This window comes from Actinosynnema sp. NPDC050436, from assembly GCF_040655415.1.
Lineage (GTDB): Bacteria > Actinomycetota > Actinomycetes > Mycobacteriales > Pseudonocardiaceae > Actinosynnema.
The window spans coordinates 150,921-175,424 of sequence record NZ_JBFAJV010000002.1 but is presented as its reverse complement, the minus strand read 5'-3'; the positions used below and the strand labels follow the sequence as shown (position 1 = coordinate 175,424).

The window sequence follows — 24,504 nt, the reverse complement described above, 5'->3', positions numbered from 1 at the left end:
ACCGCAAGGACCAGCCGCCCCATGACCGCCTCACCCGGCACCGTCACACCCCGCATCGGCGCCCGCGTCCTGCTGCTCGACCCCGCCGACCGCGTACTGCTCATCCACGCCCTCGACCCCGCCGACCCCGCCCACCACTGGTGGGAACTACCCGGCGGCGGCCTCGACGAAGGCGAAGACCTGCACGATGCCGCGCGACGCGAACTCGCCGAAGAGACCGGGATCATCCTGCCCGCCCTCGGCCGCAAGCTATGGGTGCGCGAATCCCGCTTCCGCTACCAAGGCCGCGACCACCACCGCATCGAGCACGTCTTCCTCGGCCACACCCCCGGCACCGCCCCGCAAGCCGCACTCCAACCCACCGACAACGAGAAAGCCGGGCTGATCGAACGGCGCTGGTGGCCGGCCGACGAGCTGCGGCAGTGCCGCGACAAACTGCTGCCCGCCGAACTGCCCGCCCTGCTCGACGACCTGCTCGACGACCGGTTCAGCCCCACACCTCTCACCCTCGCCGGCTGACCAGCAGGCACGCCGACCCCACCCGGCTTCGCCGACCGGGCGGCACGACCGAGCAAGTGCATACCGCAACGTCACCACGCGGGCTGCTCCCGACCGAGGAACTCGCACCGTCGATCATCGTTTGGCGGCGGGAGTGCCCCGAGGACGGGGCCGGGGACTTCGCCGACCTCCTCAACGCGACGGTAGGGTCCTCCGCGACGTAGAGGGGACTCGCCTCGTCGTCGCTCATACCGGCCACGACGACACCACGCTAGTGGCTTCCCTGGAGGAGTCCGAGAGGCCGGCCAGAGCAGCAAGGAAAGAGGACAGTTCCTCGTCTTCGGCGTCAGGGTCGACACGCTACCGAGTGCCCGGAGCTGATGGGCCATCCTCGCCGAGTGCAACGAAGCGGTTGTATCGCAGGCTTCGTGTCCGATCGCTGCCGCCGACGGATACAGGGCACCGCCGCCGATTGTACGGTCGGAGACCTCCACTATTGAGCCGTTGCAAAGATGCCGTCGACGACTTGCTGACCGTAAAGGTGGCTCAGCCCCGCTGGGGTTCGGGGCGCAACCGTTGATGTGATTGTGTGCTGTGGAACTGTTCCATCCGGAAGGGCAACGAGGCGATCGAGTGGCGCTGGAGTGCCTTCGCCAAGTTCAGCCGCATTCAAGGCTGCGGCTTATGACCGCCTCGCTCCCAGCGTGCGATCGTGGAACGGTCGGCCCCATCCTGCTAGTGAGTGCCTCATGGTGTACCCCCAGGGCTTCACAACGTTCCGCGAGGTTCTGTCGCCGCACAGTCATGCCACACCCTCCGCGCAGGTGGCTCCAGGATCGCCCGCTGCAGCTTGCGCAGGTCAAGCGCGACTCGCGTCAAGGGCACCCAGGATCTCAAGATCTTGACCAGTTTGAAGCGAGTCGGCTTGCGGAGTGTCCCTGTTCGTGTGGTTCGACACTGACTGCGGCCATCGCAAGTTGTCCCATCATGCCCCGCAGTTCTGGGCCATTGCGCAGCGTGTTACACGGATTCACCCATTTGACACAAACGTGCCAGATTGGAAAATCCGCAGGTCACATGCCCCGCCGCCCATTGGACGCCCCATCGCCGCTGCGTCCCCGCTCTGGTTCGCGCCACGCGGCGGACGTTTAGCTGCGTTGGCGGGTCAACAGCGGTTCTACCTGCACCGTTGCCCGTCGCTCCGGTTCGGCCGGTGAACAACCGAGCGCTCGACGCTATGGGAGTAGCGGCAGTTAGGGACAAAAGTAAATCGGGACTCGCTGAGTTACGGGGTAGATGATGACGCTCTCCCAGCGATTCGCGGAACCCGCGGTTCCGCGATGCCCACAAACAAAGCTCGCTGTGCAAAATCTCTCGTGCAGCCGGTGTGGGTACGGAGTTGGACCACCGCACGAGGCGGTGACGCACGATGAACGACCATGGACCTTGGGTGGTGACGTGCCGCGATATCACCGGCCGCCCTCGGAGCCTGACGGTGCTCGTGCGTGGCTCGGACGTCGTAGTGATGGCACCCCCAGGTGAGGTCGCCAGGCTCGGTGCCGCTGAGGCCGGGCAGTTCCGCTCCGTTCTCGCCACGGCCCTTGAGGTGGCCGCCACCCCTACCCCCGGTGGGCCTGGCCTCTCCGAGGAGACCGGTACAGCGAGCACGGTGAAGCAGTACAGCGGCGGTCAACCCCCAGCCGACGCGGAGCGCCCCGCTTCACCGCCATGTCGCGGCGGAACCACGACCCCGATACCTGGTTCCGTCGCGATCCCCGCCCTGCGAGGTGGGTCCACGTGATTCCCCTGGCTTCCGTCATCACGGCGATCGCCGCTGTGATGTTCGTCGGTTGCCGGCTATGGCGGATGTTCCGGCAACGACGCTCCGAGACCACGTCCGGCAGACACAGCCAGACCGTGTCGCCCTACGTCGGTAGGCATTGGCGTCAGCCGAAGCAGCCGCCGTCACCGGTGTTGTCGCACGCGCTGGCGACGGTCGGCACGCACGGCTTGGGCTTCATCAGGGAAAGCGAAGCCGCGTGAGCCGTCTCGGCAACCGGCCAACGACCGCGCGCTCCACGTCAGGTCGGCTGGTACGAGGTCGGAGCGATGCCTGACTTCCTCTGATTCACGAACTCGCGCCGACTGTTGATCAGCGCGATCCGCGCGGCCATGAAGTGCCGCGTCCTCGTCACGGCGGGGCCGGGGTTTTCCCTTTGAGGCGCCTCGGCTCCGCCGCACCATCCCCTGCACGACGGGAGCCTTTTCATGACCACAGCAACCGCGACCGACACCCGGCAGCCTGACGTCATCGCGCCGAGCGTCCTCCTGCGGTACTACACCAACCTGTTGAGCTGGCCGACCACGATCGACTCGCAAACCGGCGAAGTCCAGCTGCGCTTGGGCGAGACGGTCGACGCGCTGGTGATGCGGGCCGGGTTCGGCAGCGAGGTGAACCACGAGCTCGTCCGGGCGATGATGTGCGCGCCGATCATCGTCGTGCCCGGCAAGAAGGCGGCCGACTGGGTCTTCCTGACCCAGCCGCGCACGCCCATGCGCCAGTCGACCGTCGATGACCTCATGGCCGCCCAGGTCGGGTGGTACAAGCCGGGCGACACGGTCGCGCTGCCCGCTTCCGGCACGACCGAGGGCGGCATGTGCTGGTTGCAGCGCCCCGAGCCGGGCGAGGAACTCCCGAGTTGGGGAGCCGTTGTCGGCGCGGTTCGGCGTACCTTCACGCGGACGTGGTGACCGGCCATGACGATCGACCACTCCGAGCACCGGCACCCTGAACACGCGGTCGTCATCGCCTCCGGTGGCCTGGACTCCACCGTGCTGGCCTACTGGTTGGCCGCCCGCCACAGCCGCCTGACGCTGGTCTCGTTCGACTACGGACAACGCCACCGCGTCGAACTCGATCACGCCGCCGAGATCGCACGGCTGCTCCTGAGCCCGCACCGGATCATCGACCTGACCAGCCTGGGCGCGCTGCTGACCGGTTCGGCATTGATCGACGCCTCGGTGGCGGTGCCCGACGGGCACTACACCGACGAGTCGATGGCGGCCACGGTGGTGCCGAACCGCAACGCGATCATGCTCGACATCGCCGTGGCGGTCGCTGTCGCGGTGCGCGCGGACGCAGTCGCCTTCGGCGCGCACGCCGGGGACCACACCATCTACCCCGATTGCCGGCCGGAGTTCGTGGAGCGGTTCGCCCGCAGCGTGCAGGCGGCCAACGAGGGCCTGCTGGTGCCGGGGTTCCAGGTACTTGCCCCTTTCCTGACGCTGACCAAGACCGACATCGTGCGCTTCGGCGAGGCGCTGGCGGTGCCGTTCGCCCGCACGTGGTCCTGCTACCGGGGACGAGAGGTGCACTGCGGCACCTGCGGAACGTGCACCGAACGCCAAGAAGCCTTCCGCGACAACGGCATCACCGACCCCACCGTGTACCGGGCCGCGTGAAGGAGCGTGGGAATCGTGGACGCGAAGCCCGCCGACCCTGGGCTTGAACGGGGCCGTCTTTCCCTCGTCCAGGGCTCGCGCGTGTTGGGTTGCGAGCCTGTTCTCGGTGATCAAGGGATCGTGCCTGCCGCTCAAGCGGAGCCGACCCTAGCGCACCCGCCCGCTGTGGCACCAACCCCTGTCCTGCAGACGCACTCGCTGATGCCGTTGCTGGACGAGAAGCGCCTGCGTACCGCGTTGCGGCAGTGCGGACGGCGCACCTCAGCGCCCGGCGCGGACCGGATGACGCTCGGGGAGTTGCGGCGGCGTGCTTCCGAACTGCTGCCCCGGCTGGCCGAGCAGTTGGCCGAGGGCACCTGGCGACCGGGCCCAGTACGGGAGGTGGCCTTCCCGACCTACACCGGCAAGTCGATGACGGCGTGCGTGCCCACGATGATCGACCGGCTGGTGCACCGCGCGCTGCGCAACGCGATCGAGCCGATCCTGGAAACGCAGGTGCTGGCCGACTGGGTGTCCGGTTACCGGCCTCGCCGCAACCGCATCACCGCGCTGCGCCACGCCGCGGCTCACGTCGCGGCCGGATTGCGGGCGGTCACCGACATCGACGTGGCCTCGGTGTCCGAGGGCGCCACCGTCGAGCAGGTTGTCGACTGGTGTGCCCAGCACGTCCACGACGGCACCTTCCTCGATCGGGTGCGCACCGCGCTGGCCGCGATGCCGTACCCGATCGCGCCGGGTTCCGGGCTCGCGCCGTTGTTGATCAACCTGCGCCTGTCCCGGCCCGACGCCCTGCTGGGCGGGCTGCGCGTGGTGCGGTTCGCCGACAACTATGCCGCCTTCGTCGCCGACGAGACCGAAGCCCGCGTCGCCTTCACCGTCATCGCCGAGGCGCTCGTCCGATTCGGGATGCGGCCCAACGAGTCCAAAAGCCGCGTGCGGGCGCGCGCCAACGTCGAAGACCTGTTCCTGATCGGGGGCTGAGCACCATGAAGATCGAGTGGGTCGAGGTATCCGGCGGGACATGTCGATTCGGCGACGATGCCCGGCCGGTCGAGGTCGGCACGCTGCTGTGGACGTGCACCCCGATCACGCGCGCCCAGCTTCGCGGGGAGCCCGGTGGTGAACGCGGGCTGCACCCGGTCACCGGGATGACCCATGCCGAGGCCACCGAGATCGCCCGCGTCCTGGGTGGGCGGTTGCCGACCTCGGTGGAGTGGGAGTGGATGGCAGGCGGCCCCGCCCGGCGACGCTGGCCGTGGGGCGACCAGGACTGGACGCCCGAGTTGGCGAATCTGCGTGGCTGCGGCCTCGACACCACCTGCCCGGTCGACGCCCACCCCGACGGGGCGACCCCGGAGGGGCTGTTGGACGTGGCGGGCAACGTGTGGGAGTGGACCGCCCGCGTCACGATGGGCGGCGGCGTCACGCTGCGCGGCAGCTCCTATGCCTCGTCCGTGCTGTACGCGCGTAACACCTTCCGCAACGCCGCGCCCGCCGAACTGGCTTCGCCGGGCATCGGGTTGCGGGTGGTGCGTCAGCCATGACTCCCACCGGCAGGCTCGACCTCGAGCAGGGACTGATCATCGTTTCCTGCAGCCGGGAGAAGCTGGTCACCACGACCCCGGTCCCGGCGCTGGAGCTGTACCAGGGCGCGCTCACGCCCCGGCTGCGCGACCACCTCGCACCCGAGCATCGGGCACGGCTGCGCATCCTGTCCGGCGCATGCGGCCTGCTGCACCCCGACGACCTCGTGGGCACCTACGAGCACAAGCTGCGTACCCGCGGCGAAGCACAGGCGCTCCGGGCTCGTGTGTCCGCACGCCTGACCACCGACCTGCGGGCCGAGGCGTTGCGGCACGTGCTGGTGGTATTGAAGCCGCTGTACCTGGCCGCCGCCGAGTGCCTGTTCGACCATGCACCGCCGCTGACCTTGACGGTGCTGCCCGACCCCGTCGACTGGGCCGGGACGAGCGCAGTGTTGTCCGGGTGGGGCTGGCTGTGACCACGTCCGAGTTCGTCCCTGGCCCTCTGCCGCTGCGGGAGGAGTTGCTGCGGCATGGCAACAACCACAGCTCCAGTACCCATGCCTGGGAGGCCCTCGCCGACGGGGTCGGCTGGCACCAGCCCACCCCGTCGGACTGCTGGCTGGCGTCCGCACGCACCGTCTCGGTGGTCATCCCGGCCCACCAGGTCGGCTACAGCCTGCCGACCGTGCTCGACGCCCTGGACGCCCAGCACCACCGGTACGAGTTCGAGGTCATCGTCGTCGACGACGCCAGCACCGACAACACCGCCCACGTCGCCGCGCGGCACCGGGTGGTCGACCGACTGGTGCGGCTGCCGCGAAGGATGGGCGCGGCCACCGCCCGCAACGTCGGCACCGCCCTCGCCACAGGGCAGACGGTGCTCTACCTCGACGGCGACATGGTGATCCCGCCGCACGTGATCACCGACGTCGCCACCCGCGCCACCGACACCAGCGTGCTGGTCGGCTTCCGCCACAACCTGCGCCACGAGGTCCACTCCCAGGACCCGGCCATCCTGGGCCGCATCCCGAACCTCGCCGCCGACCACCGGGTCGTGTGGCGACCACCTCCGCACACCACGCTGCCCTACAGCGGGATCACGCTGCCCGAGCCGCTCGACGGCCGCCCACTCGACGACACCCGCGATTTCATCGACCTCGGGTATGGGCAGTCCTACTACGACTGGGACCTGCCCCGCATGGTCGTCACCGCCCTGGTCGCCGTGCCGCGCGCCGCCGTGCTCGATGTCGGCGGCTTCGACGCGGAGTTCGGCCGACTGGGGTGGGGCATGGAGGACACCTACCTCGGGGCGTGCCTGATCGCCGCCGGGCTGCTGGTCATCCCGCTGCGTCAAGCCGTCGGGTTCCACCTCGACCCACCCGATGCCGCCGAGCAGTGGCAGCACAAGCTCGTCGGCTGGCCGCGCACGCTGGCCCGCTACCGCGACCTGCTGGAGCTGCCCGCGCCGCGAGGCCGCACCCACGCCTTCACCGCATCCATGTCCGAGCTGCTCACCCACTGCGAGGGACGCCCATGACCACGACCACCACGACCAACGGCCGCGCCTCGGCGGGCCGGATGGTCGGCTGCGGCACGCGCGGCGGGACCGGTGTCGTCTACGACCCGCTCACCGGCTCGACCCACCGAATCGGCCAGCCGATCCTCGCCGGACGCACCGCCCTGACCAACGAGGGCATCACCTCGCTACCGGAAGTCCACCCCGGTGAGCTGGGCGACGTGATGCCTGTCAGCGTGTGCTGGTCGCCCATCGTGCGCTGCAATCTGGCCTGCCCGCACTGCCTGGACGACAAGACAGTCCCGGAACCCGTCCGCGGCGAGCGCGCCGAGGTCGCCGCCAGGATCGCCTCGTCCGGGGTTCTCGGTGTGGACGTCTCCGGCGGCGAACCGCTGCTCATCCGCGACCTGCCCACCCTGCTCGATGTGCTGGTCGACGGCGGCTGCGCGGTCAGCGTCACCACCAACGGCACCCACCTGCCCCGCCGCGCCGAAGCCCTCGCCCGCCGGGTCGACGCGATCCGGGTCAGCCTCGACGGCCCCGACCCCGAGCGTCACGACCGGTGGCGCGGCAAGGGCTGCTTCGCCAAAGCCGTCTCCGGCATCCGCGCCGCCCTCGCCTACGGCATCCCGACCCAGATCCAGACCGTGCTCATGCGTTCCACCGCCGCCGGGCTACCCGAGCTGGTCGAGCTGGCCGATCATCTCGGCGTCCACGGCGTGACCGTCCTGCAGTACCTGCCCTTCGGTGACGGGGCCTCACTCGCCACCACCGAACAGGTGCCTGACGAAGACGCCCGCCACCTGGTCGCCGCGCTCGGCACGACCCCGGTTCCGGTGCGGCTGCGTACCCGCGCCGACGCCGCCGGGTTCACCGTCGTGCGCGCCGACGGACAGGTCTGGCGCAACACACCTGACACCACCGCCATCGCCGCCCTGCGGCCCCTGACCGGGCCGGTCAGCCTGGCCTTGACCGGACGGGACGGTTCGGCATGAACCGCACCCCCACAGCGCGTGTTCGAGCACCAACGCATCTGGCGGGTCACCCCCGAGACCCTGAGCGACGCCTGCCTGCTGCTGTTCGCCGCCATCAGCCGCGACCACCCGAAGGTCGACCACGTCATCGGCATCGCCAACGGCGGCCTCGCACCCGCCCGCATCCTCGCCGGCCGACTCGGCGTGAAACCCCGGAGCGTCCAGGCCCGGCACAACGCCGACGACGGCCTGTACCGGCAGGCCACCGGCAGGGTCGCCGTCGACTTCGACGCCTTCCGCCGCACCCTCGGCCGCAAAAAGCTCGCCGGCACGATCCTCGTGGTCGACGACATCTGCGGCAGCGGCGCGACCCTGCACAAACTCCGCAACGTCCTCACCCCGGTCCTCGCCCCGGACACCCGAGTGATCACCGCGACGCTGTGTCTGAACACCGGGGCCCAGAACGGCCCCGACTACTCGGTGTGGACGGTGTCGGACTGGGTCAGCTTCCCCTGGGAGAAGCGCCCCGACCAGCCGACCACCGACATTCCCATCCCGGAGCGGGTGACCAACCATGCCTGACGCAATCCAGCCGCTGACCGTCGCGTTCGTCCTGGCCTCCTACACCCCCGACGCCCCGGCCGGGATGGAACGCGCCACCGCCGCCCTCGCCCACGGCCTGCGCCGGCTCGGACACCGCACCCTGATCATCACCGCCACCGAGCCCGATCAGGCCACCGACGAGGGGATGGACGAGGACCTGGTGGTGCTCGGATCGGTCGGGGTCACCTTCCCCGCAGACGACGATGAACTGCGCGAGGCGATCAGCACCCACGGCCAGGACGAGATCATCGCCGCCGACATGCGCGCCCTCTACCGCCGCCACGGCGTCGACATCGCTGTCTACGTCGATGCCTTGTGGGGACTCGGGCGCCTCGCTCCAGCTTGCGACGGGGTGCGCACGGTGCTGGCGATGCACGTCGTCGGCCATGACCAGGACCTCGTGCCCGCCTTGGAACGGGCCGACGTGGTGGTCGCGCCATCGGCCACCGTCCTCGGTCACGCCCACGATCGGAGCTACGACGGCACCTGCTGGCGGATCGTGTCCAACGCCCTGCTCGACGAGCACAGCGCGCCCGATGCCCGCCGGCGCGAGGTGCTGCGGCAGGGCGGCCCGGTGCGAGTGCTGGCCCGGCTCGGGCCGGAGAAGAACGTCCGCGCCCTGCTCGACGCCGGTCGTCTCGTCGACCGCGGCATCGAGGTCGTCCTCGCCGAGGCCGGGTTCGAGCACGCCGCCGGCGCACAGGCCACCGAGTACCGCCGCTGCCCCCATTCCGCCGCCCACCTGCTCATGTGCAGCATCCACCACGGGGGTCTGCCCTGGGATCAGGTCCAGCCGTGGCTCGCCGACGCCGCGGTGGTCGTCGTGCCCTCGACCAAGGAGACCTTCGGGCTCGTCGCCTTGGAGGCCATGAGCGTCGGCACCCCGGTCGTCGCCTTCGACGTGGACAACCTGCCCGCGCTCATCGGCACCGGAGACGGAGCGGGCGGGGTCGTGGTACCCCGCGCCCACGGCGAGTTCGGGCTGTGGGATGCCGCCGAAGCACTCCTCGACGATCCGATACGCTACGCAGCGCTATCACGGGCTGCGTACTACCGCTCGCGGGACTATCTGCCCACCACAGTCGCCCATGACTTCCTCAAGGCGGTGCGGTGATGACCGATGTCCCACTCCTGCTGGTCGACGGCCACAACCTGCTCTGGCGCGGAGCCTTCGGCTTCCCCGCCGCGATCCACTCGCGCGACAGAACCCGCGATCTGACCGCCGAGTTCGCCTTCTTCGCACTACTGCGCGTAGCCATACGCGAGGAGTTCACCTCGCCGCCCGAGGTGATCGTGGTGTTCGACGGCCAGCACGGCGCTGCCGAACGCCAAGCCACCGACAGCGACTACAAGGCCAACCGCGTCCTCGACGAAGCCGCGCTCAAACCCATCCGCGCCATCCCGCACGTCCAGGAAGCGTTGACCGCGTACGAGCCGGCGTGGATCGAGATCGAGACGGCCGAAGCCGACGACGTGATCGCCACCCTCGTCACCCACGTCCGCCGCAACGACCCCGAACGTCGAGTGTGGATCATGTCCGGTGACCGCGACTTCTACCAGCTCATCGACGACCACGTCCGGGTGCGCAACACCGCCATGAAGCGAGGCCGCCGCCACATCGAACCCGACACCGTGTTCAACCGCTACCAGGTCCAACCAGCTCAGTGGACGGACTTCCGGGCCCTCACCGGCGACCCGGCCGACAACATCCCCGGCGTGCGCGGCGTCGGCACGGGCACCGCAGCCAAGCTCCTGGCCGGCGGCCTCACCCTCGACCAGCTCGCCGACGCCGGACGACTCACCGGCACCAAAGGCAAGGCCGTCGCCCAAACCTGGAACCAGGTACTCGGCTGGCGCGACCTGATCAGGATGCGAACCGACCTCGCCCTGCCCCTGCTACCTGTCGGCCGCAGCAGCAGGGCACTGCCCACGCCCGCCGAGGTCATCGACAAGCTCGGACTGTGGTGACTCCGGTGACCACGACCGCGTTCATCACACCCACCTCGGTCCTGACCGTGATGGCGCATCCCGACGACGCCGAACTCTGGGCAGGCGGCACGCTCGCTCTCTGCGCCGCCGCTGGTGCCGACGTCACCGTTGCCGTCCCGCGCCACCCCGAGCCCCGTGCCAGCGAGGCTGCAGCCGGGGCCGCCGTACTCGGCGCAGGGCACCACGAGATCAACGAGCCCACCGCAGCGGCAGTACGCGAACTGCTGCTGGACACGCGCCCCGAAGTTGTGCTCACCCACCCGCTGCGCGATGTGCACCCCGACCACCGGCGCATCGCCGAAGCCGTGCTGGAGGCACTTCCCGAAGTCGTGATCGCCACCGGACACCCTCGGCGGGTCTACACCACCGACACCTACAACAGCCTCACCCTCGACGGCCCCGTTCCCGCCCACACCACCATCGACATCACCACCACCTGGGTCACCAAGCAACACGCGCTTGCCACGCACTCCTCACAGCCCATCGCCGAACACTTCGCGCCGATGGCCGAGAATCTCGCCCGACTGTGGGGCGCACGCATCGGCGTCTCGCACGCTGAGAACTTCGTCCCACTACCCGGCCTCGGGCGCCTCCCCGCAGCTATCACCCTATAGGGGCAGCCAGCCGCTTAAACGGGCTTGTCAAGGGAAGTACGCTGCGTTACTTTGCGAGCCCTCGAAGCAGGCTTACTCGCTTCATGGTCCGAGTAGATGTCGACGATCCCGCCATGCCAGACGCAGCAACGTCAAAGAACTGGCTGATAGACGGGGCTCGAGCCGGTCGATCGCCTCACCGGTGAAGGGCATGTCGGTTCGGCCGCCCTCGCCGACGACGTGCCCCTCGTCGTTCGTCGCCACCAACCTGGTGAACAATCGGTCGAAGACTTCGTCGTCGACCACAGCGACGGTCTGCTGGTTCGCGCCTAGGGTGAGGGCGTCCATCACCAAGCCGTAGTGCCATAGTCGAAATCGGCCGTCGGCGCGAGCCCGCTCGAAAGAACGGAACGGCTCCTGCTCCGCGTAGTCGATGGAGCCAGCCCCGGCCCCGTCGTGTTCAGGGTTGCCGAGGAACTCCTCAGAATATTCGCGCATGATGTTGCGCCACAAGGAGAAGTCGTTGTGCACGTCGACCGCGGCGAGCGACGAAGGCTGGAACTCTCCAGAGGGCATGACGGTGCACATGCCGCCGCCGTCGGCGACGGCGCGGCCGTCGCGCTGGTGCATCACGAACCGGTGCTCTCCTCGCCGGTCCTTGCGGATCGTCAGAGTGCCGATGCCAGGTGACACCAACATCCGGGAGGGGTCGAACGGGTCGCCAATCGTCGAGCGCAGCGGCAGTGCGCTCCAGTCTGGGACCGACCCCCCCGATGCCAGCCAGGCGGCCTTGAACTCGTGAGCGAGACACTCCTTGATGTCGAACACCTCGAAGAATGTGGTAGTCCCGAACATCAGCTCCGGTCCATTGCGCTGGGACACCTCCAACAGCCGGTAGCTGAGTCGGTTCTCCAACAGTCGAGGCCGTACGAGGTCCCGCACGGCCCGGCTATAACTGGCATAGCGCTCGCCACGAGCGGTGAGCGGCAGAACGTGGTCCGTCGGTTTGAGCTTCGGCACCGGACGCGCGGCCTCGGTAAACGTCAGCCGCGCCGAGTCCAACTCCACGGGCGTGTCCAACAGCCAGCCCGGACCGGTCAATACATGTCCGCCGGGTGCACGTTTGCTGACCGGGTACAGCCAAGCGGCCAGTTCCGCCAGTTCCCGCCCCCGCGCGCCGGCAGCGCGACGGACTCTGAGCCACTCCGCCTGGCTCTGACGGACATGTTCGGCGATCTCGGGACCGAGTGCGTTGCCCGCATCAACCGGATCGGCAGACCGCAACGCCTCTCCGGTCAGGAGGGCGGCGAGCTCGTCGACCGATACCTTGAGCGCCTTCGCCATCTTGGGGCGCATCCACGGTTGAGGATCTTGTGTCCCTCGTTCCCATCGGCCGACCGTGGACAGCTCGACGCCGATCTCACGAGCGAACGACTCCTGGGTGAACCCCAACGCTTCACGACGTCCAGCCAGCCGCTCTCGCCGGTTCAACGTTCACCACCTCAGATGTTCGATGTACGAGTAGGTCAGAGGTGGCCGACTTAAAACGCCGACCACGTCCAAGGCCGCTCGATCTCGCCACGCAGGCACGCCACCCGGTGTCGTACCTGTCGAGCTGCTTCCGGGCTGGTCTTGGCTTTACCGAGGACGAAGGCTGTCCAACGTAGTTCTCTGATCGTCGCCAAGGTGCGGTATCCGGACCACGTGGTCATGTCATAACCGCCGTAGGCGTCTACGAAAGCCTGGTAGTCCGAGTCTGTGAGCCGGGCGAAGTCGGTGTAGTCGACCGTCAATGAGACCAGGTCCCACTCCCTAGGGCCGATCCCGACGTGGTCGAGATCCAGTAACACTGGGCCGCCACCCGCCCTGGGGACAACAACGTTGCCCTGCCACGCATCGCCGTGGATGACGCACCGAGGCCGACTCGTGGTCAGCGTCGAATACTCATCGTGGAGCCGCTTCGCAAGATCTCGAAGCCAGCCTCGGTCATCCTCCGACAAGGCGGTACCGCCGTCGATTGATTCGCGTAGCCCTTCGAAAGGGTTCACGACGGGGAACGAAGGTGACTCTGGTACGGCCAGCGCGTGCAGGCGGCCCAGGGCTGCGCCCAGTTCGGCCGGGGTGGCGTGGCGGTGCTCAGGAAGCTGTACCCACCACGTCACAGGTCGAGTCCGGGCAACCGTGGGCTGGTCGATGTCGTCGACGGCACGGACGACGGCGATCCCGGCGTCAGCCAGCCAACGCGACGCCTGGATTTGACGTGCGGCGGCTGGCTGCGAGCCTGGCGGGCCCACGCGGGCCACGACACCGCCGGCCATCTCGTAGGTGACGTTCGCGCCGTCGCGGATCAAGGTCGCTTCTGCGGTAGGCACACCGGCTTTGCCTGCCGCCACCGTCAGAACGTCACGCGGATCTCCGGACAGGACCGGGCTCGTGTGCACATCAGACATCGGCTGTACCGAATTCGACGAGTGTCGAGAATTCGGCCACTTCGGGTATCGCTCGATGTCGTTGGCACGCCCGCGCCAACTTGGCGAGTTCCTCGTCCATCCGTCGTGAGTGCAACATTGCGGCGTCGTCGACGGCTTGCCGTCCGAGGAGTACGGCTTCACGCGGATCTCCGATCGCCATGTGCAAGGTAGCCAGGCGCGCTCTGGAAAAGGCCCGCGAGCGCGGATAGGCGTCGCTGTGCAGTCGAATCGCCGTGACGAGACGTTCGGCGGCATACCCTGGCTGCTTTTTCGCGACGGCGAGCGGAGTAAGTGCCCGCGCGCTGCTTCCCGCGTGTTCGGCTTCGTCGTAGTACACCAGCCAGCGCGGATCGGCCTCCGGTTGCCGTTGAGCGAAGTACGCGTCCGCGCGGTCGACTTCGGCTCGCGCTTCGTTGTGGCGGCCCAGCATCGCCAACAACCGGGCCCGGACCACGCCGATCATGGCTTGCGCGGTGGCGGTCAGCCGGTCGGTTCGCACCTGAGCGAATTCGATCAAGGACAACGCGCCGTCCAGGTCGCCGAGATGGATGGCTTGGCGTGCCATGTCGGCGAGGGTCGCGGCACGCAACTCCCACGAGCCGCCCTGCTCGGCGCACCATAGACCGAAGCGGAAGCACCGAGCCGCTGCGTCGTGATTTCCGACATCAAAAGCCGAGAACGCTACCACCTCCGCGAGGTTTCCGATGGCCTCGAACATTCCCGCTTGGACGGCGGTGCCGGCTCGGGCACTCAAAAGGTGGCAAGCCCATCGCAGATGCGCGGCCCCTGCTTCACCGGCCATGCCCCCGCCATACAGGTTCTCGCTGGCGGCCAGCGTGCTCGTCATCAGCTTGACCTGCTCGACCTCGGCCCACCCGATCCGCCGCGGCGGTTCCACGGTCATGGTGAGGGACTCGAGGAACTCGGCGGGCACCTGCCCCATGTCCGGGCTTCCGGCGGGGTCATACACGGTGGTGAGCGCAGGAGCAGACGAACTCGACACCAGGGAGGCTTGCCGGGCTCGTCCCCGGGTCGCTTGTCCTGTGACCGCCTGCGGCAGGTGCCGTGAGCCGTGGGCGGGGTCTTGTCCGAGCAGCACGTTCAACTCGTCGAGGGAGACGCCCAGCGCTTGCGCAATCCGAAGGCGCCGCCACGGATGAGGTGTCAAGGCACCACGTTCCCACCGCCCGACGGTGGAGAACTCCACACCGACAGCAGCGGCGAGCCCTTCCTGAGTGAAGCCCATCGCCTCACGTCGAGCCGCGAACGCCTCGCGTTTGTCGCCCATGTCGCTCACCTCGCTTGCCCGATCCGGCCACCAGCCTGGTCTGCAGGTGGCCGCATCGCAGGTCTGCCGATGCCGTCACACGGTCAGGCGTCCTGTTCGATGCGCTCGAAGATGTCGATGTCCGTGGCCTTCTGCCAGTCGGGCAAGTCGTTCCAGTCCGCGACGTAGGACGGCTTCGGCTCCGGGAAGTGCTTGTAGATCTGGCCGATCCAGCACAGTGCGACGAAGCGGCCTTTCTGGTCCGGGGTCAGCTTGGCGGTGGCGCCGTCGGTGGCCTTGATGAAGGCGAGGACCTGGTCGTACACGGCGGTCGCGGCATCGCGTTCCCACTCGGGGGTCTCGTCCCACGGAGTGATGTAGCCGGGCTTGGGCTCACCGGGGTAGTGCTTGGTGACTCCGGTGATCCATGCCTCGCGGAACACGCGGCCACGGTCGTTCTGCATTCTGTCGTCCTCCATCATGCGGCGCGGTTGCCGACGAGTTCGGTGATCTCGGCGTCGAGTCGCTGGATCTGCTGGTCGGGTAGCAAAGGAGCCAGGTTCGGCTGGAGGCCGCGCAACTTGCGTGCGATGACTCCGGAGCCGGTCTGGCGGGCGGTGGCCAGGGCGGCGTCGACGTAGGTAGCGACCTGATCAGTATCGCGCCGATGCACTCCGATCATGGCCAGGTCGGTGAGCACACCGGCTTTCCGGCGGGCGGTCAGGTGTCCGGCGAGCGAATCGGTCAGGGCGGCCTCGGCGAGGTCGTAGCGGCCCAGGTGGACGTAGCAGGTGCCGCGTTCCTCGGCCAGGCGGGAGCCGTCGAACCGAAGCCAGCCGCCGTTGTGGACCGTGCCCTGCAGGTGTTCAACCTCGGCGGCCGTGTCGAGTGCGCGCTGGCAGGTGTCCGGGTCACCGAGACCTGCGAAGGTCTCTGCCTGCACTGCGGCAATCCATTGTCGGGTCGAGAGGGCGGGATCACCTCGGCGAGCCAGGTCGGCGGCTAGGTCGAGCAGCGGCACAGCCTCGGCGAACCGGCGCTCGTATACGGCGATGAAGGCGTGCCTGGTCAACGCACAGGCCCACAGGTCGGAAGCGGCTGCCTCCCTGCCCGCTGTCGCCGCCAACGCGTAGCAGTGTGCCGCGTCGGTGTACCGATCACCGTCGAAGAAAATCTCACCGGCCAGCTGGTACAGGTCGGCGGCCAGTTCGCACAGACGCCGTCGAATGGCCGGAGTCTGCGGTCGACGCAGAGCGTCGGTGAGCACATCGAGTTGGGCCCGGACCAACGACAGTACCTGCGCCTTGGTCGGCGTCAACGCGAACACGCGCCAAAGATGGGAGTTGAGTTGAGCGAATTCCACTACCCCGGACATGTCCACCGAACCGGTGCGAGCCGCCCCGGCGAGCCGGTCGACATCGCCAAGAGCTGCCTCGTCAGCAGGCAGCGAGAGCAACGCGCCCGTCATGCTGAACAAGCGCAACAGGTCTCGACGGTTCATGTCGTCGGCCTCCGCGAGGTCGGCTGGTACCACGGCAACGGTAGACGTCTGCCGGGGTGGCGCGAGCAACGCACCCAACTCGTCGAGGCTCATATCGAGCGCCTTGGCGATACGGCGGCGGCGGTACGGCTGCGGGGTCAGGTCACCCCGTTCCCAGCGTCCGACAGTGGAGAACTCCACACCCACCGCCGCCCCGAAGCTCTCCTGGGTGTAGCCCATCTGCTCACGCCGCGCGGCGAACGCATCTCGCCGGTTGCCCATGAACGTCACCTCACACCGTTGGTCACCTGCCACGATAGCCGGCTACCGGTCAAGGCTGATCACCCGCTCGGCGAGTTGCACCCGTTCGGACTACGGCTCTGGAAGAGTCGTTTATGCAGGTCACACGCAGTGTCGTCTCATCGCCGCCCAGTGGCCGCCTCATCGGCGCTCTGAGCTGTGGGCTCGGTGGGCCCGCTTGTTCTGTCACGGAGGAAGTCCTCGTCGGGGTCGTCGATCTGTTCGCTGCTCTCGAAGGCGGCACTGGTGATCTCGTCGAGCGAAATGCTGCTCAAGAAGGGCGTCGCCGCGTGGACGCCTCTCCTTCGCCGCATAGTCGCTCTGGTGGACCGCGTGGTCGACGCCGTTGACTGGGCCTGGGCTTGCGGTGGCCGTTCCCAGACCGGTCGCCGCAGCCGTACTCGATTCGGCCGTCTGACAAAGCGGAAAGCGAGTTCGGTCCAGTGCAGATGCGAGAGGTGTCGTCGCCGCGGTCGATACGCCAGCCGGGCACGGTGGTCCGCTGATGGCGCACAAGGTCACCGTCGTGCATTCGTTCGAGGCCGGGCACCGGCTGCCGCACGTGGATGGCAAGTGCGTGAGCCTGCACGGTCATTCCTGGTCGGTCGCAGTGACGGTGAGCGCACCGAAGTTGGGTCCCGAGGTGACCGTGGTGGAGTTCGGCGCGCTCAAGGTGGGGCTGCGGCGGTGGATCGACGGGCACCTCGACCACGCCACGATGCTCGGCGCGTGCGACCGGCTTGTCGAGCCGCTGGTCGCGGAGGGCAGCCGGGTGCTCCGCTTCGGCGCCGAGCGCCCGGAGGACGTCGCCGAGCAGCTCGCCTGCGGGTTGCCGTGGCCCACCGTCGAGGCTGTCGCGGTCCTGCTGGGGCGGGTCGCCGAGAGCGTCATGGCCGGGCTTCCCCGCGCCGACGGTGCACGGGTCGAACAGGTTCTGGTCCGCGAGACCCGGCTCAACACCGCCGTCTACGAACCCACGGTGCCGCGATGAGCCCCGCAGCGCCAGATACCTCCGCGACGTTGGCCGTCAACGAATTGTTCGGTCCGACCTACCAAGGCGAAGGCCCCAGTCAGGGCAGGCTGGCTCGTTTCGTGCGGTTGTACGGCTGCCACCTGACCTGCGGCTGGTGTGACACCCCACAGACCTGGGATCGCCGACGTCACCACCCGACCGCCGAACAGCGGCATATCGCTGTCGCCGACGTACTGGACTGGCTGTCCGGTGTGCCCGAATGCCTGGTGGTGATCACCGGTGGCGAGCCCTTGCTTCAACAACGGGCCTTGGAACCTCTCCTGGCCTCCATCATGCAGAACAGCCTCGCCGGTGAGACCGAGGTGGAGACCTCCGGCACCATCGCTCCCCATCCGGCCGTGGTCGAAGCGGTCACCCGCTTCATCGTCTCGCCGAAGCTGACGCACTCCGGGCTGCCTGAGCGGCACCGCCACCGTCCCACCGCACTGCACCAGTTCGTGCAGTCGGGTAAGGCGATCTGGAAGTTCGTCGTCCAGTCCGTGCTGGACCTGGACGAAGTCGAAACGCTGGTAGCCCGGTATCGGCTCGATCCGGTATGGATCATGCCCGAAGGCATCGACAGCACAACGGTGCTGGACCGTATGCGGTTGCCGGCAGACCCGGTACTGGCCCGAGGCTGGAACCTGACCTCCCGGCTGCACATCATGCTGTGGGAGAACGCCCGTGCCCGCTAGCCCGATGTGCCAGTCGGCCAATACGGCTCGTTCAACCCGACATGCACGGTTGACCACAATTCGTCGGTCAGCCACGAGAGCACCACGAGCACCACGCGCCCCGACTCTCTACCCACCGTGTGAGGGCGTCGTTGAACACGACGGGCGCCTTCCCGACTCCGTCATGCGGAGGTGAACGGCGACCTGCGCGCGCGGGTCGGGCAGTTGCAGCCGTTCATCCGTGCCACGGTGCGCCGGTACTGCCGGTTGCCGCTGCCCGCGCACCTGTCGCACGACGATCTCGTGCAGGACGCGTCGTTGTCGGTGCTGACCGCACTGCCGCGCTACGTCGGCACGCCGGAGTCGATGCAGGGTTGGGTTGCGGTGATCGTGCGACGGCGGGTGGCAGAGGTCTACCGGACACCGGCAACCTGGCTGTGTCGCCCCGTCGAGGACATGACCGACCTGGTCCACCGGCTCGACCGGCACCGCCACGCCGGCACCAGGCCAACCGACGACGAGGCCACAACCGCCGGACTGCTGTCGCATCTGGACGAGCGGAGTCGTCTCGTCGTGGTCCTGCACTGCGTGCTGGACTTGCCGCACGAGGAGATCGCCCGCCGGACGGGCAGCACCCCCACCGCGGTCCGCGTCGCCTACAACCGGGCACTGACCAGGCTGCGCGCCATGTCGGGGTGGGGCATCGGCGTGCCCGTCGTCCTGATCCACCGCGACACCGTCCGGCTCCACCCCCGCAACCTGCACCGCAACCTGGGCGAGCTCGCCGCACTGGCCGCCTCGATCCAGGCCCACGGTCTGCGCCGCCCCCTGCTGGTGCACCGCCTGCCCGGCCGAGGTGGGCCGGTCGAACTGCTCGACGGCCACCGGCACCTTGCCGCAGCGGCCCGGACCACGCGCACCCAGATGCCCGCCGTGGTGCTGACCGACGTCAGCCGGTCCTGGCTCGACCGAGCCGCACACGGGCTCACACCCCCTCAGGCACAAGCCCTGCTCATCGAGCACACCACGACAGACCGGACCGCCGGTTCATGACCACCAGGCCCTCCGACACCCGGCCCTCCCGCAGCCGGGAGGCCACTCGGACACCACCGGACCCACCGACGAGTCCCATCGGCCCCGGACACCTTCACGGCCGCGACGGCGGCCTGGCCACCTCCGCCCACGCCGACCGGCCGAGCACATCGCACGAAGGACCACACCGCCATGACCACGCCCGAACGCTCGAAACTGTCCAGGGAACGGCTCTCGCGCGAGCTCCGCAGGCTGCGCACCGAGGCGAAGATGACCGGCACGGCCGTCGCACGGGCCGTCGGGATGAGCCAATCGAAGCTGTCGAAGATCGAGAACGGGATGCTGCTGCCGTCCGTCGCCGACGTGGAGCGCCTGGTCGCCGAGTTGGCGGCGACCAGACAAACCAGGACCGAACTGGTCAAGCTCACGCGCCGACTGCACGCCGAAGGCGACATCCGCCGGGTGGTGCTGCACCGGGGCGGCCACCGCCACCAGCAGGAAACCACGCGGATCGAGGCCAACGCCACCACGAGCCGGATCTTCCACAACGCCGGGATACCTCCACTGCTGCAGAGCGAGAACTACCTGCAGCTCGTGCTCCACCCCGCCCCCGGACACGAACTCCGCACCGCGACGGCGTCGCTGCGCGCGCGACGACGACGGATGGAGGACCCCTCCAGGCAGTTCGTGTTCCTGCTCGCCGAAAGTGCGCTGCGATGGCGGCCGGGCCCCGCCGGCCTCATGCGGGAGCAGATCGACCACCTAATCCGGACCATGCGCCGCCCCAACGTCGTAGTCGGCGTCGTGCCGTGGACGGTGGAGGGGAGCCCGGTCGCGCTGCACAACTTCCAGGTCTACGACGAGCGGGTGGTGACCCTGAGCGTGCTGACCGGCAACGCCACCATCACCGACCCCCACGACGTCCGCGAGTACCTGACCCTGTTCGACCGCCTCGACCAACTCGCCCTCCACGACGAACAGCTCGAAGACCTGCTGCGGCGCATCGCCGACGACCACCACGCACCCGGCTGACCCCCGCACCCGTCCCGGCACCGACGAAAGGAGAAGCACGGTGCTCACCACACCCCGCCAGGACAATCTCGAATCCATTTCGGACAGTCGCTGTCCGCCACACGATCCGGTCACCACCGCGATCGCCGGCTCCGGCGGTACCGGCAGGCGCAAGGCGACCGGCACCGCGCCGGACCGCCGGAAACGACTGACCGAGCAGGACAAGAACACCATCCGCGCGCTGGCCAAAACCCGCGACACGCGAGGCCGTGCGATCCACACCCCGCCCGCCATCGCCGCGCTGGTCGGCTGCGACGAGACCACCGTGCGCACCCTGTGCCGCAACGAAGGGCGCGAACCGCGCAGCGTGCGGATGACCGAGGCGGAAAAGGACGTCGTCCGGCACCTGTCGGCCTCCCGCGACCGGCACGGACGGCCGAGGTTCAGCGCCCGCGACATCGCCCTCGTCCTGGGCCGCCACCTGACCACCGTGCAACGACAGGTCTACCGCGAACGACTCGCACCGGCCGCCAGGTTCGGAGCGCGAGAGAAGGCGATCATCCTGCGCGAGGCCGCCGCCGCACACGCCGCCGGGCGCACGGTGAACGTCGAGGCCCTGACCCGCCGACTGGGCTGCTCCCGCACAGCCGTCGTCACCGTGCTCGACACCCACCACGCACCCCGCATCCGGCACCGCGCCATGACCGTCGCCCTGCGCAAACGGATCGTCGACCTCTACACCACCCGGACCGGCGACGGCAGGTGGCCGACCGTCGTGCAGGTCGCCGCCGGGGTCGACCGCCCCCACAGCACCGTCACCAGAGTCCTCGCCCAAGCCGGCATCACCATCCGACCGGCCGCAGGCCGCGGCCGGAGCCTCACCTCGCAGGAACGCGCCACCGCCCTCGCCCTCTACCGGAGAGGCCAGGCCTGCCAACCGATCGCCGACCGGTTCGGCGTCAGCGCCTCCACCGTCCTGCGGCTGATGCGACGCAACGGCGCCATACGCCGCGCACCCACCGGACCACGCCACACAACCGGAACCGGATCCGCCCGGCTGCGGTGCGCAACGCAGTCATGCGCGTTCGCCGCACCGCACTCTGTGCCGCCGCAACGCACAACACACCCGAACCGCCTTCGGACAGCCGCGACAACCGGAACTCGCCGATCGTGGACGACGCCACGGCGGGCCTTGGCGGCGGCCCGGTCCCCGTCGACCACGAGCTGCGCCCGCCGATCCCGCGTCCCGTGCCCTAACCGCCTGACCGGTGCTGGTCAAACCGGCACAGGCCCCTCCCCGTTTCCACCAGAACCCGGTCACGAAAGCTCCACGAACAGCATGCCGCGCCTGATCCTGCCGCCCGCCCCGCCGCCCGCCCCGCTCCTGCTCACCCTGCTCCACGACAGCTACCGCCGCATCACCCACCGCACCCCCACCACGTCCCGACTCGACCTGCTCCTACACCGCGCACTGCACGACCCCACCCTCGGCCCCCTCCTCACCATCCCGCCGCTCACCGACGTCCGCATCATCGACTGGATCGCCCGACACCACGACACCCTGGTCGACACCGTCACCACCACCGCACTCGCCGGCCACAACCAACAGGTCGTCGACCTCGTCACCCTGCTGCTCCTGCTCGCCCACCACCGGCCCGGCCCACCCTGGATCACCAGGCTCACCGACCTCGGCCTGGCCGCCACCCACCGCCCCGACCGACTCCACGACCGCGCCGTGCTCTGCGAACTCGGCGCACGCCGGCACACAGCCCACGGGCACCTCGCCACCGCCGGCGCACTGCTCGACCTGCAACACCGCACGCTCGCCGCCAACCCCGACGGCCCTGCCGTCACCTGGACCCGGGCGCTGCTGTGGCGCCGCATCCGTCTCGCCTGGCTACGCGGCCACGTCGAACACGCCCACAGCCTGCTGCACGTGCTGGACGCGCTGCTGCGCGACCACCCCGACCCCCACCACCGGCTGCTCACCCGCATCGCCCACGCCGAGATCCTCACCCACACCGGCGACCTCGCCACCGCCGAACACCTGCTCGCCGCCGCAGCCGCCACCGCCACCGGCGTTCCCCGATCCATCGTGGAACGCGTCGACGCCCTGCTCGGCATCGGCCACATCCGCCACCACACCCTCGGAACCGACGCCGCACGAGCCCAGTGGCACCACATCCTCACCCTCGTCGACAACGCACTCGACCCCACGCACGACCGCCCCCTCGACCCGCCACTGCGCGACGCCCTCACCCAGCGCCGCCGCCACACCCACGCCCTGCTCGCCCTACCCCCGGGACACCCACCACGCCCCCACCCCGAGTTCACCGTCCTGCACCCCACCGCGCCCCGCCACCACCACACCTGACCCCGCCCACGGAAAGGACCGGCCACCATGGGGCTGCTCGGCCGAGTGCTGGCGAAGCTGGACACCGCACACGAAGCCGTACAACGCGAGTGCACCACCGTGACCGCCCACCAAGCCGACCTGATCGCGGCGGAGAAGACCCTCATCTGGCTGCACGACCGCCACCCCGACCCGCAGATCCGGCAGGCCGGAGTGCTGCTGCGCCGCGCACTCACCGCGCTGGAACGCACCATCGCCGGCCTCCACCACGCCGACCGACAACTACGCGACTACAGCGACCACGTCACCGCGCTGCTCACCGAACCGGACAGAAACCGCACGCCATGACCGAGACGCCGCACCTGCGCACAGTCCTCCTCGACCTCGCCGAACTGATCCACGGAACAGCCCAAGCCCTCCACGCGAGCCACGACCGCCTTGCCCTGCTCACCCAGGACATCGGAGAAACCGTCAAAGGCAGCACACAAAACACCCCGGCCGCCGCAACGGACAACTGCGCGCTCGCCGCACGAACCTTCGCCGACACCGCCGCCCTCCTGCACCGGACAGGCGGACAACTGCGCGCGGCCCTGCCCGGGCTGGCCGACTGACAGCAGACCACCGCTACCGCACACCACGGTTCGAGGGGCGACCGGCACCGACCGTCCGCATCGGACCATCGACTTCGACGAGCACGACGACCTGAATCATCGCCGGTCAGGAAAGGGTGACTTTGTGGCAGGTCGGTATCCGATCACTCCGGTCCGGCAACGGCACGGGATTTCGGCGGGCCCGGTACACCCGAGGCGACGCGGAACGGAACCGCGTGTCCGAGTCCGCGGCGGTACTCGACGGGCCGCTGCGGACCGAGTCGCATCCCGTCCTCGCCGGCGTCGTCGCCTCCCGTCCACCGCCACGAGGCCGCCGCTGTCGCTCGGCGGGCTGGACGCGTCCCGGCGCGGCACGGCCTGCGCGAGCCGACGACACTGTCCGGTCCGGAATCCTCGACCAGACGATCGAACGTGTGTGCGAGTCTGGGCCCATGGGCATGTCATTGCATCAGCGCCTGCGGTTCGAGTCCGACGTCGCGCGTCTGCGCCGGCTGGTCAACCGCGTACCGGCATGCCGGACGACCGACGTGGACGGCCACCCGGTCATGGTCGACACCCTCGACAACGTCGTGGTCCGCTTCGAAGGGCCGTGGGCACCGGACATGCACCGGTTCTTCACCCACTTCGGGCACGACGCCCTGGTCATGCTGCTGGGACTGGTCGAGGACGCCACCGGAACCTCCGCCGAGAACTCCGCACGGCGCTTCCTGGACTCCCTGCGCCTGCCCGAGGACCGCACCGCCTAGACAACGGCCCACCGACCCGAACGCGCCCGACATCCCGATGCGCGCCTCACTCGCCGTCGCCCTGCCGCGCACTGCGGGTCGGCCGCTGTCGGACCAGGCAGGAGCGCCGTGTGCGCGCCTTCGGGAGCGCACGTAGGGCGGCGTATGACCGCACCTCCGGCCTGCCGCCTCCGTGCCGTGAAGGCGAGCGGTCGTCGCCTGTGCGGACGGCAGCGGTGGGTGTGGACCGGACGGGTGATGTGCGGTGGCAGACGGTGGGCGGGTTTCCAGCGGATGTCGGTTCGCGGATGATGGAGGGCCGTGCGGTGATGCGGGTGCGTCGGGAATGAGGTGGGCCGTCGGCGGTGGCGGGTGGCCGGGTGGAGCGTGGGGCTGCGCCGGGAGTG

26 protein-coding genes and 1 pseudogene are annotated in these 24,504 nt (G+C 69.1%); 22 read left to right on the top strand and 5 right to left on the bottom strand.

Annotation, left to right across the window (positions count from 1 at the left end; genetic code table 11):
* The first annotated feature begins 21 nt into the window (after positions 1-21).
* From AB0I60_RS05030 to AB0I60_RS04970, 13 genes are all read left to right on the top strand, one after another.
* Complete coding sequence (locus tag AB0I60_RS05030; RefSeq protein WP_360725920.1) at positions 22-519, top strand: NUDIX domain-containing protein; 498 nt, start codon at positions 22-24, stop codon at positions 517-519.
* A 1,776-nt stretch (positions 520-2,295) separates the two neighbouring features.
* Positions 2,296-2,541, top strand: a complete 246-nt coding sequence (locus AB0I60_RS05025; protein WP_360725919.1) for a hypothetical protein — start codon at positions 2,296-2,298, stop codon at positions 2,539-2,541.
* Between the two features lie 225 nt (positions 2,542-2,766).
* Positions 2,767-3,249, top strand: a complete 483-nt coding sequence (locus AB0I60_RS05020; RefSeq protein ID WP_360725918.1) for a hypothetical protein — start codon at positions 2,767-2,769, stop codon at positions 3,247-3,249.
* 6 nt (positions 3,250-3,255) lie between these two features.
* The gene (gene queC, locus AB0I60_RS05015) at positions 3,256-3,960 is read left to right on the top strand and encodes a 7-cyano-7-deazaguanine synthase QueC (RefSeq protein WP_360725917.1); all 705 of its coding nucleotides are present in this window, start codon (positions 3,256-3,258) and stop codon (positions 3,958-3,960) included.
* Between the two features lie 15 nt (positions 3,961-3,975).
* Positions 3,976-4,941, top strand: a complete 966-nt coding sequence (locus AB0I60_RS05010) for a Retron-type reverse transcriptase (RefSeq protein WP_360725916.1) — start codon at positions 3,976-3,978, stop codon at positions 4,939-4,941.
* 5 nt (positions 4,942-4,946) lie between these two features.
* Positions 4,947-5,504 (top strand): SUMF1/EgtB/PvdO family nonheme iron enzyme, encoded by a 558-nt coding sequence (locus tag AB0I60_RS05005; RefSeq protein WP_360725915.1) that lies wholly within the window; start codon positions 4,947-4,949, stop codon positions 5,502-5,504.
* On the top strand, positions 5,501-5,962 hold the full coding sequence (locus AB0I60_RS05000) for a DUF6884 domain-containing protein (protein WP_360725914.1): 462 nt from the start codon (positions 5,501-5,503) through the stop codon (positions 5,960-5,962). The genes AB0I60_RS05005 and AB0I60_RS05000 overlap by 4 nt, the downstream gene beginning before the upstream one ends.
* Entirely contained in the window at positions 5,947-7,023 is a 1,077-nt protein-coding gene (locus AB0I60_RS04995; RefSeq protein ID WP_360725913.1) for a glycosyltransferase, read from the top strand. Before AB0I60_RS05000 ends, AB0I60_RS04995 begins: the two co-directional genes overlap by 16 nt.
* Complete coding sequence (locus AB0I60_RS04990) at positions 7,020-7,997, top strand: radical SAM protein (RefSeq protein ID WP_360725912.1); 978 nt, start codon at positions 7,020-7,022, stop codon at positions 7,995-7,997. Before AB0I60_RS04995 ends, AB0I60_RS04990 begins: the two co-directional genes overlap by 4 nt.
* Before the next feature lie 18 nt (positions 7,998-8,015).
* Positions 8,016-8,558, top strand: a complete 543-nt coding sequence (locus AB0I60_RS04985; RefSeq protein ID WP_360725911.1) for a phosphoribosyltransferase family protein — start codon at positions 8,016-8,018, stop codon at positions 8,556-8,558.
* Positions 8,551-9,693, top strand: coding sequence for a glycosyltransferase family 4 protein (locus AB0I60_RS04980; protein ID WP_360725910.1), 1,143 nt, complete (start codon positions 8,551-8,553; stop codon positions 9,691-9,693). The genes AB0I60_RS04985 and AB0I60_RS04980 overlap by 8 nt, the downstream gene beginning before the upstream one ends.
* Positions 9,693-10,547: a 5'-3' exonuclease H3TH domain-containing protein gene (locus AB0I60_RS04975; protein ID WP_360725909.1), complete on the top strand. Its 855-nt coding sequence runs from the start codon at positions 9,693-9,695 to the stop codon at positions 10,545-10,547. Before AB0I60_RS04980 ends, AB0I60_RS04975 begins: the two co-directional genes overlap by 1 nt.
* Positions 10,548-10,552: 5 nt before the next feature.
* Entirely contained in the window at positions 10,553-11,182 is a 630-nt protein-coding gene (locus tag AB0I60_RS04970) for a PIG-L family deacetylase (RefSeq protein ID WP_360725908.1), read from the top strand.
* 81 nt (positions 11,183-11,263) lie between these two features.
* Here AB0I60_RS04970 and AB0I60_RS04965 read toward each other — a convergent pair whose 3' ends face one another.
* From AB0I60_RS04965 to AB0I60_RS04945, 5 genes are all read right to left on the bottom strand, one after another.
* Complete coding sequence (locus AB0I60_RS04965; RefSeq protein WP_360725907.1) at positions 11,264-12,652, bottom strand: helix-turn-helix transcriptional regulator; 1,389 nt, start codon at positions 12,650-12,652, stop codon at positions 11,264-11,266.
* Between the two features lie 50 nt (positions 12,653-12,702).
* On the bottom strand, positions 12,703-13,611 hold the full coding sequence (locus AB0I60_RS04960) for an aminoglycoside phosphotransferase family protein (protein ID WP_360725906.1): 909 nt from the start codon (positions 13,609-13,611) through the stop codon (positions 12,703-12,705).
* On the bottom strand, positions 13,604-14,920 hold the full coding sequence (locus AB0I60_RS04955; protein ID WP_360725905.1) for a helix-turn-helix transcriptional regulator: 1,317 nt from the start codon (positions 14,918-14,920) through the stop codon (positions 13,604-13,606). The genes AB0I60_RS04960 and AB0I60_RS04955 overlap by 8 nt, the downstream gene beginning before the upstream one ends.
* Positions 14,921-15,003: 83 nt before the next feature.
* Positions 15,004-15,363, bottom strand: a complete 360-nt coding sequence (locus tag AB0I60_RS04950) for a hypothetical protein (protein WP_360725904.1) — start codon at positions 15,361-15,363, stop codon at positions 15,004-15,006.
* A gap of 14 nt (positions 15,364-15,377) precedes the next feature.
* The gene (locus tag AB0I60_RS04945) at positions 15,378-16,661 is read right to left on the bottom strand and encodes a helix-turn-helix transcriptional regulator (RefSeq protein ID WP_360726808.1); all 1,284 of its coding nucleotides are present in this window, start codon (positions 16,659-16,661) and stop codon (positions 15,378-15,380) included.
* A 523-nt stretch (positions 16,662-17,184) separates the two neighbouring features.
* On the opposite strand from AB0I60_RS04945, the gene AB0I60_RS04940 reads away from it, so the two are divergent.
* The 9 genes and pseudogenes from AB0I60_RS04940 to AB0I60_RS04900 all read left to right on the top strand — a co-directional run bounded on the left by AB0I60_RS04940 (position 17,185) and on the right by AB0I60_RS04900 (position 24,118).
* Positions 17,185-17,670, top strand: a complete 486-nt coding sequence (locus AB0I60_RS04940) for a 6-carboxytetrahydropterin synthase (RefSeq protein WP_360725903.1) — start codon at positions 17,185-17,187, stop codon at positions 17,668-17,670.
* A complete protein-coding gene (locus AB0I60_RS04935; RefSeq protein WP_360725902.1) occupies positions 17,667-18,386 on the top strand; it encodes a 7-carboxy-7-deazaguanine synthase QueE in 720 nt (239 codons plus the stop codon). The genes AB0I60_RS04940 and AB0I60_RS04935 overlap by 4 nt, the downstream gene beginning before the upstream one ends.
* 171 nt (positions 18,387-18,557) lie before the next feature.
* A complete protein-coding gene (locus tag AB0I60_RS04930) occupies positions 18,558-19,418 on the top strand; it encodes a sigma-70 family RNA polymerase sigma factor (RefSeq protein ID WP_360725901.1) in 861 nt (286 codons plus the stop codon).
* A gap of 171 nt (positions 19,419-19,589) precedes the next feature.
* Positions 19,590-20,429: a helix-turn-helix transcriptional regulator gene (locus AB0I60_RS04925; protein WP_360725900.1), complete on the top strand. Its 840-nt coding sequence runs from the start codon at positions 19,590-19,592 to the stop codon at positions 20,427-20,429.
* A gap of 352 nt (positions 20,430-20,781) precedes the next feature.
* Positions 20,782-21,393 (top strand): annotated as a pseudogene (locus tag AB0I60_RS04920) (helix-turn-helix domain-containing protein); the annotation flags it as partial.
* A 354-nt stretch (positions 21,394-21,747) separates the two neighbouring features.
* On the top strand, positions 21,748-22,782 hold the full coding sequence (locus AB0I60_RS04915) for a hypothetical protein (protein WP_360726851.1): 1,035 nt from the start codon (positions 21,748-21,750) through the stop codon (positions 22,780-22,782).
* Between the two features lie 27 nt (positions 22,783-22,809).
* Positions 22,810-23,109, top strand: a complete 300-nt coding sequence (locus tag AB0I60_RS04910) for a hypothetical protein (RefSeq protein WP_360725899.1) — start codon at positions 22,810-22,812, stop codon at positions 23,107-23,109.
* Positions 23,106-23,372: a hypothetical protein gene (locus AB0I60_RS04905; protein WP_360725898.1), complete on the top strand. Its 267-nt coding sequence runs from the start codon at positions 23,106-23,108 to the stop codon at positions 23,370-23,372. The genes AB0I60_RS04910 and AB0I60_RS04905 overlap by 4 nt, the downstream gene beginning before the upstream one ends.
* A gap of 431 nt (positions 23,373-23,803) precedes the next feature.
* Positions 23,804-24,118 carry a hypothetical protein gene (locus AB0I60_RS04900; RefSeq protein WP_360725897.1) on the top strand — a complete coding sequence of 105 codons (315 nt, stop codon included), beginning with the start codon at positions 23,804-23,806 and terminating at the stop codon, positions 24,116-24,118.
* Positions 24,119-24,504 lie beyond the last annotated feature (386 nt).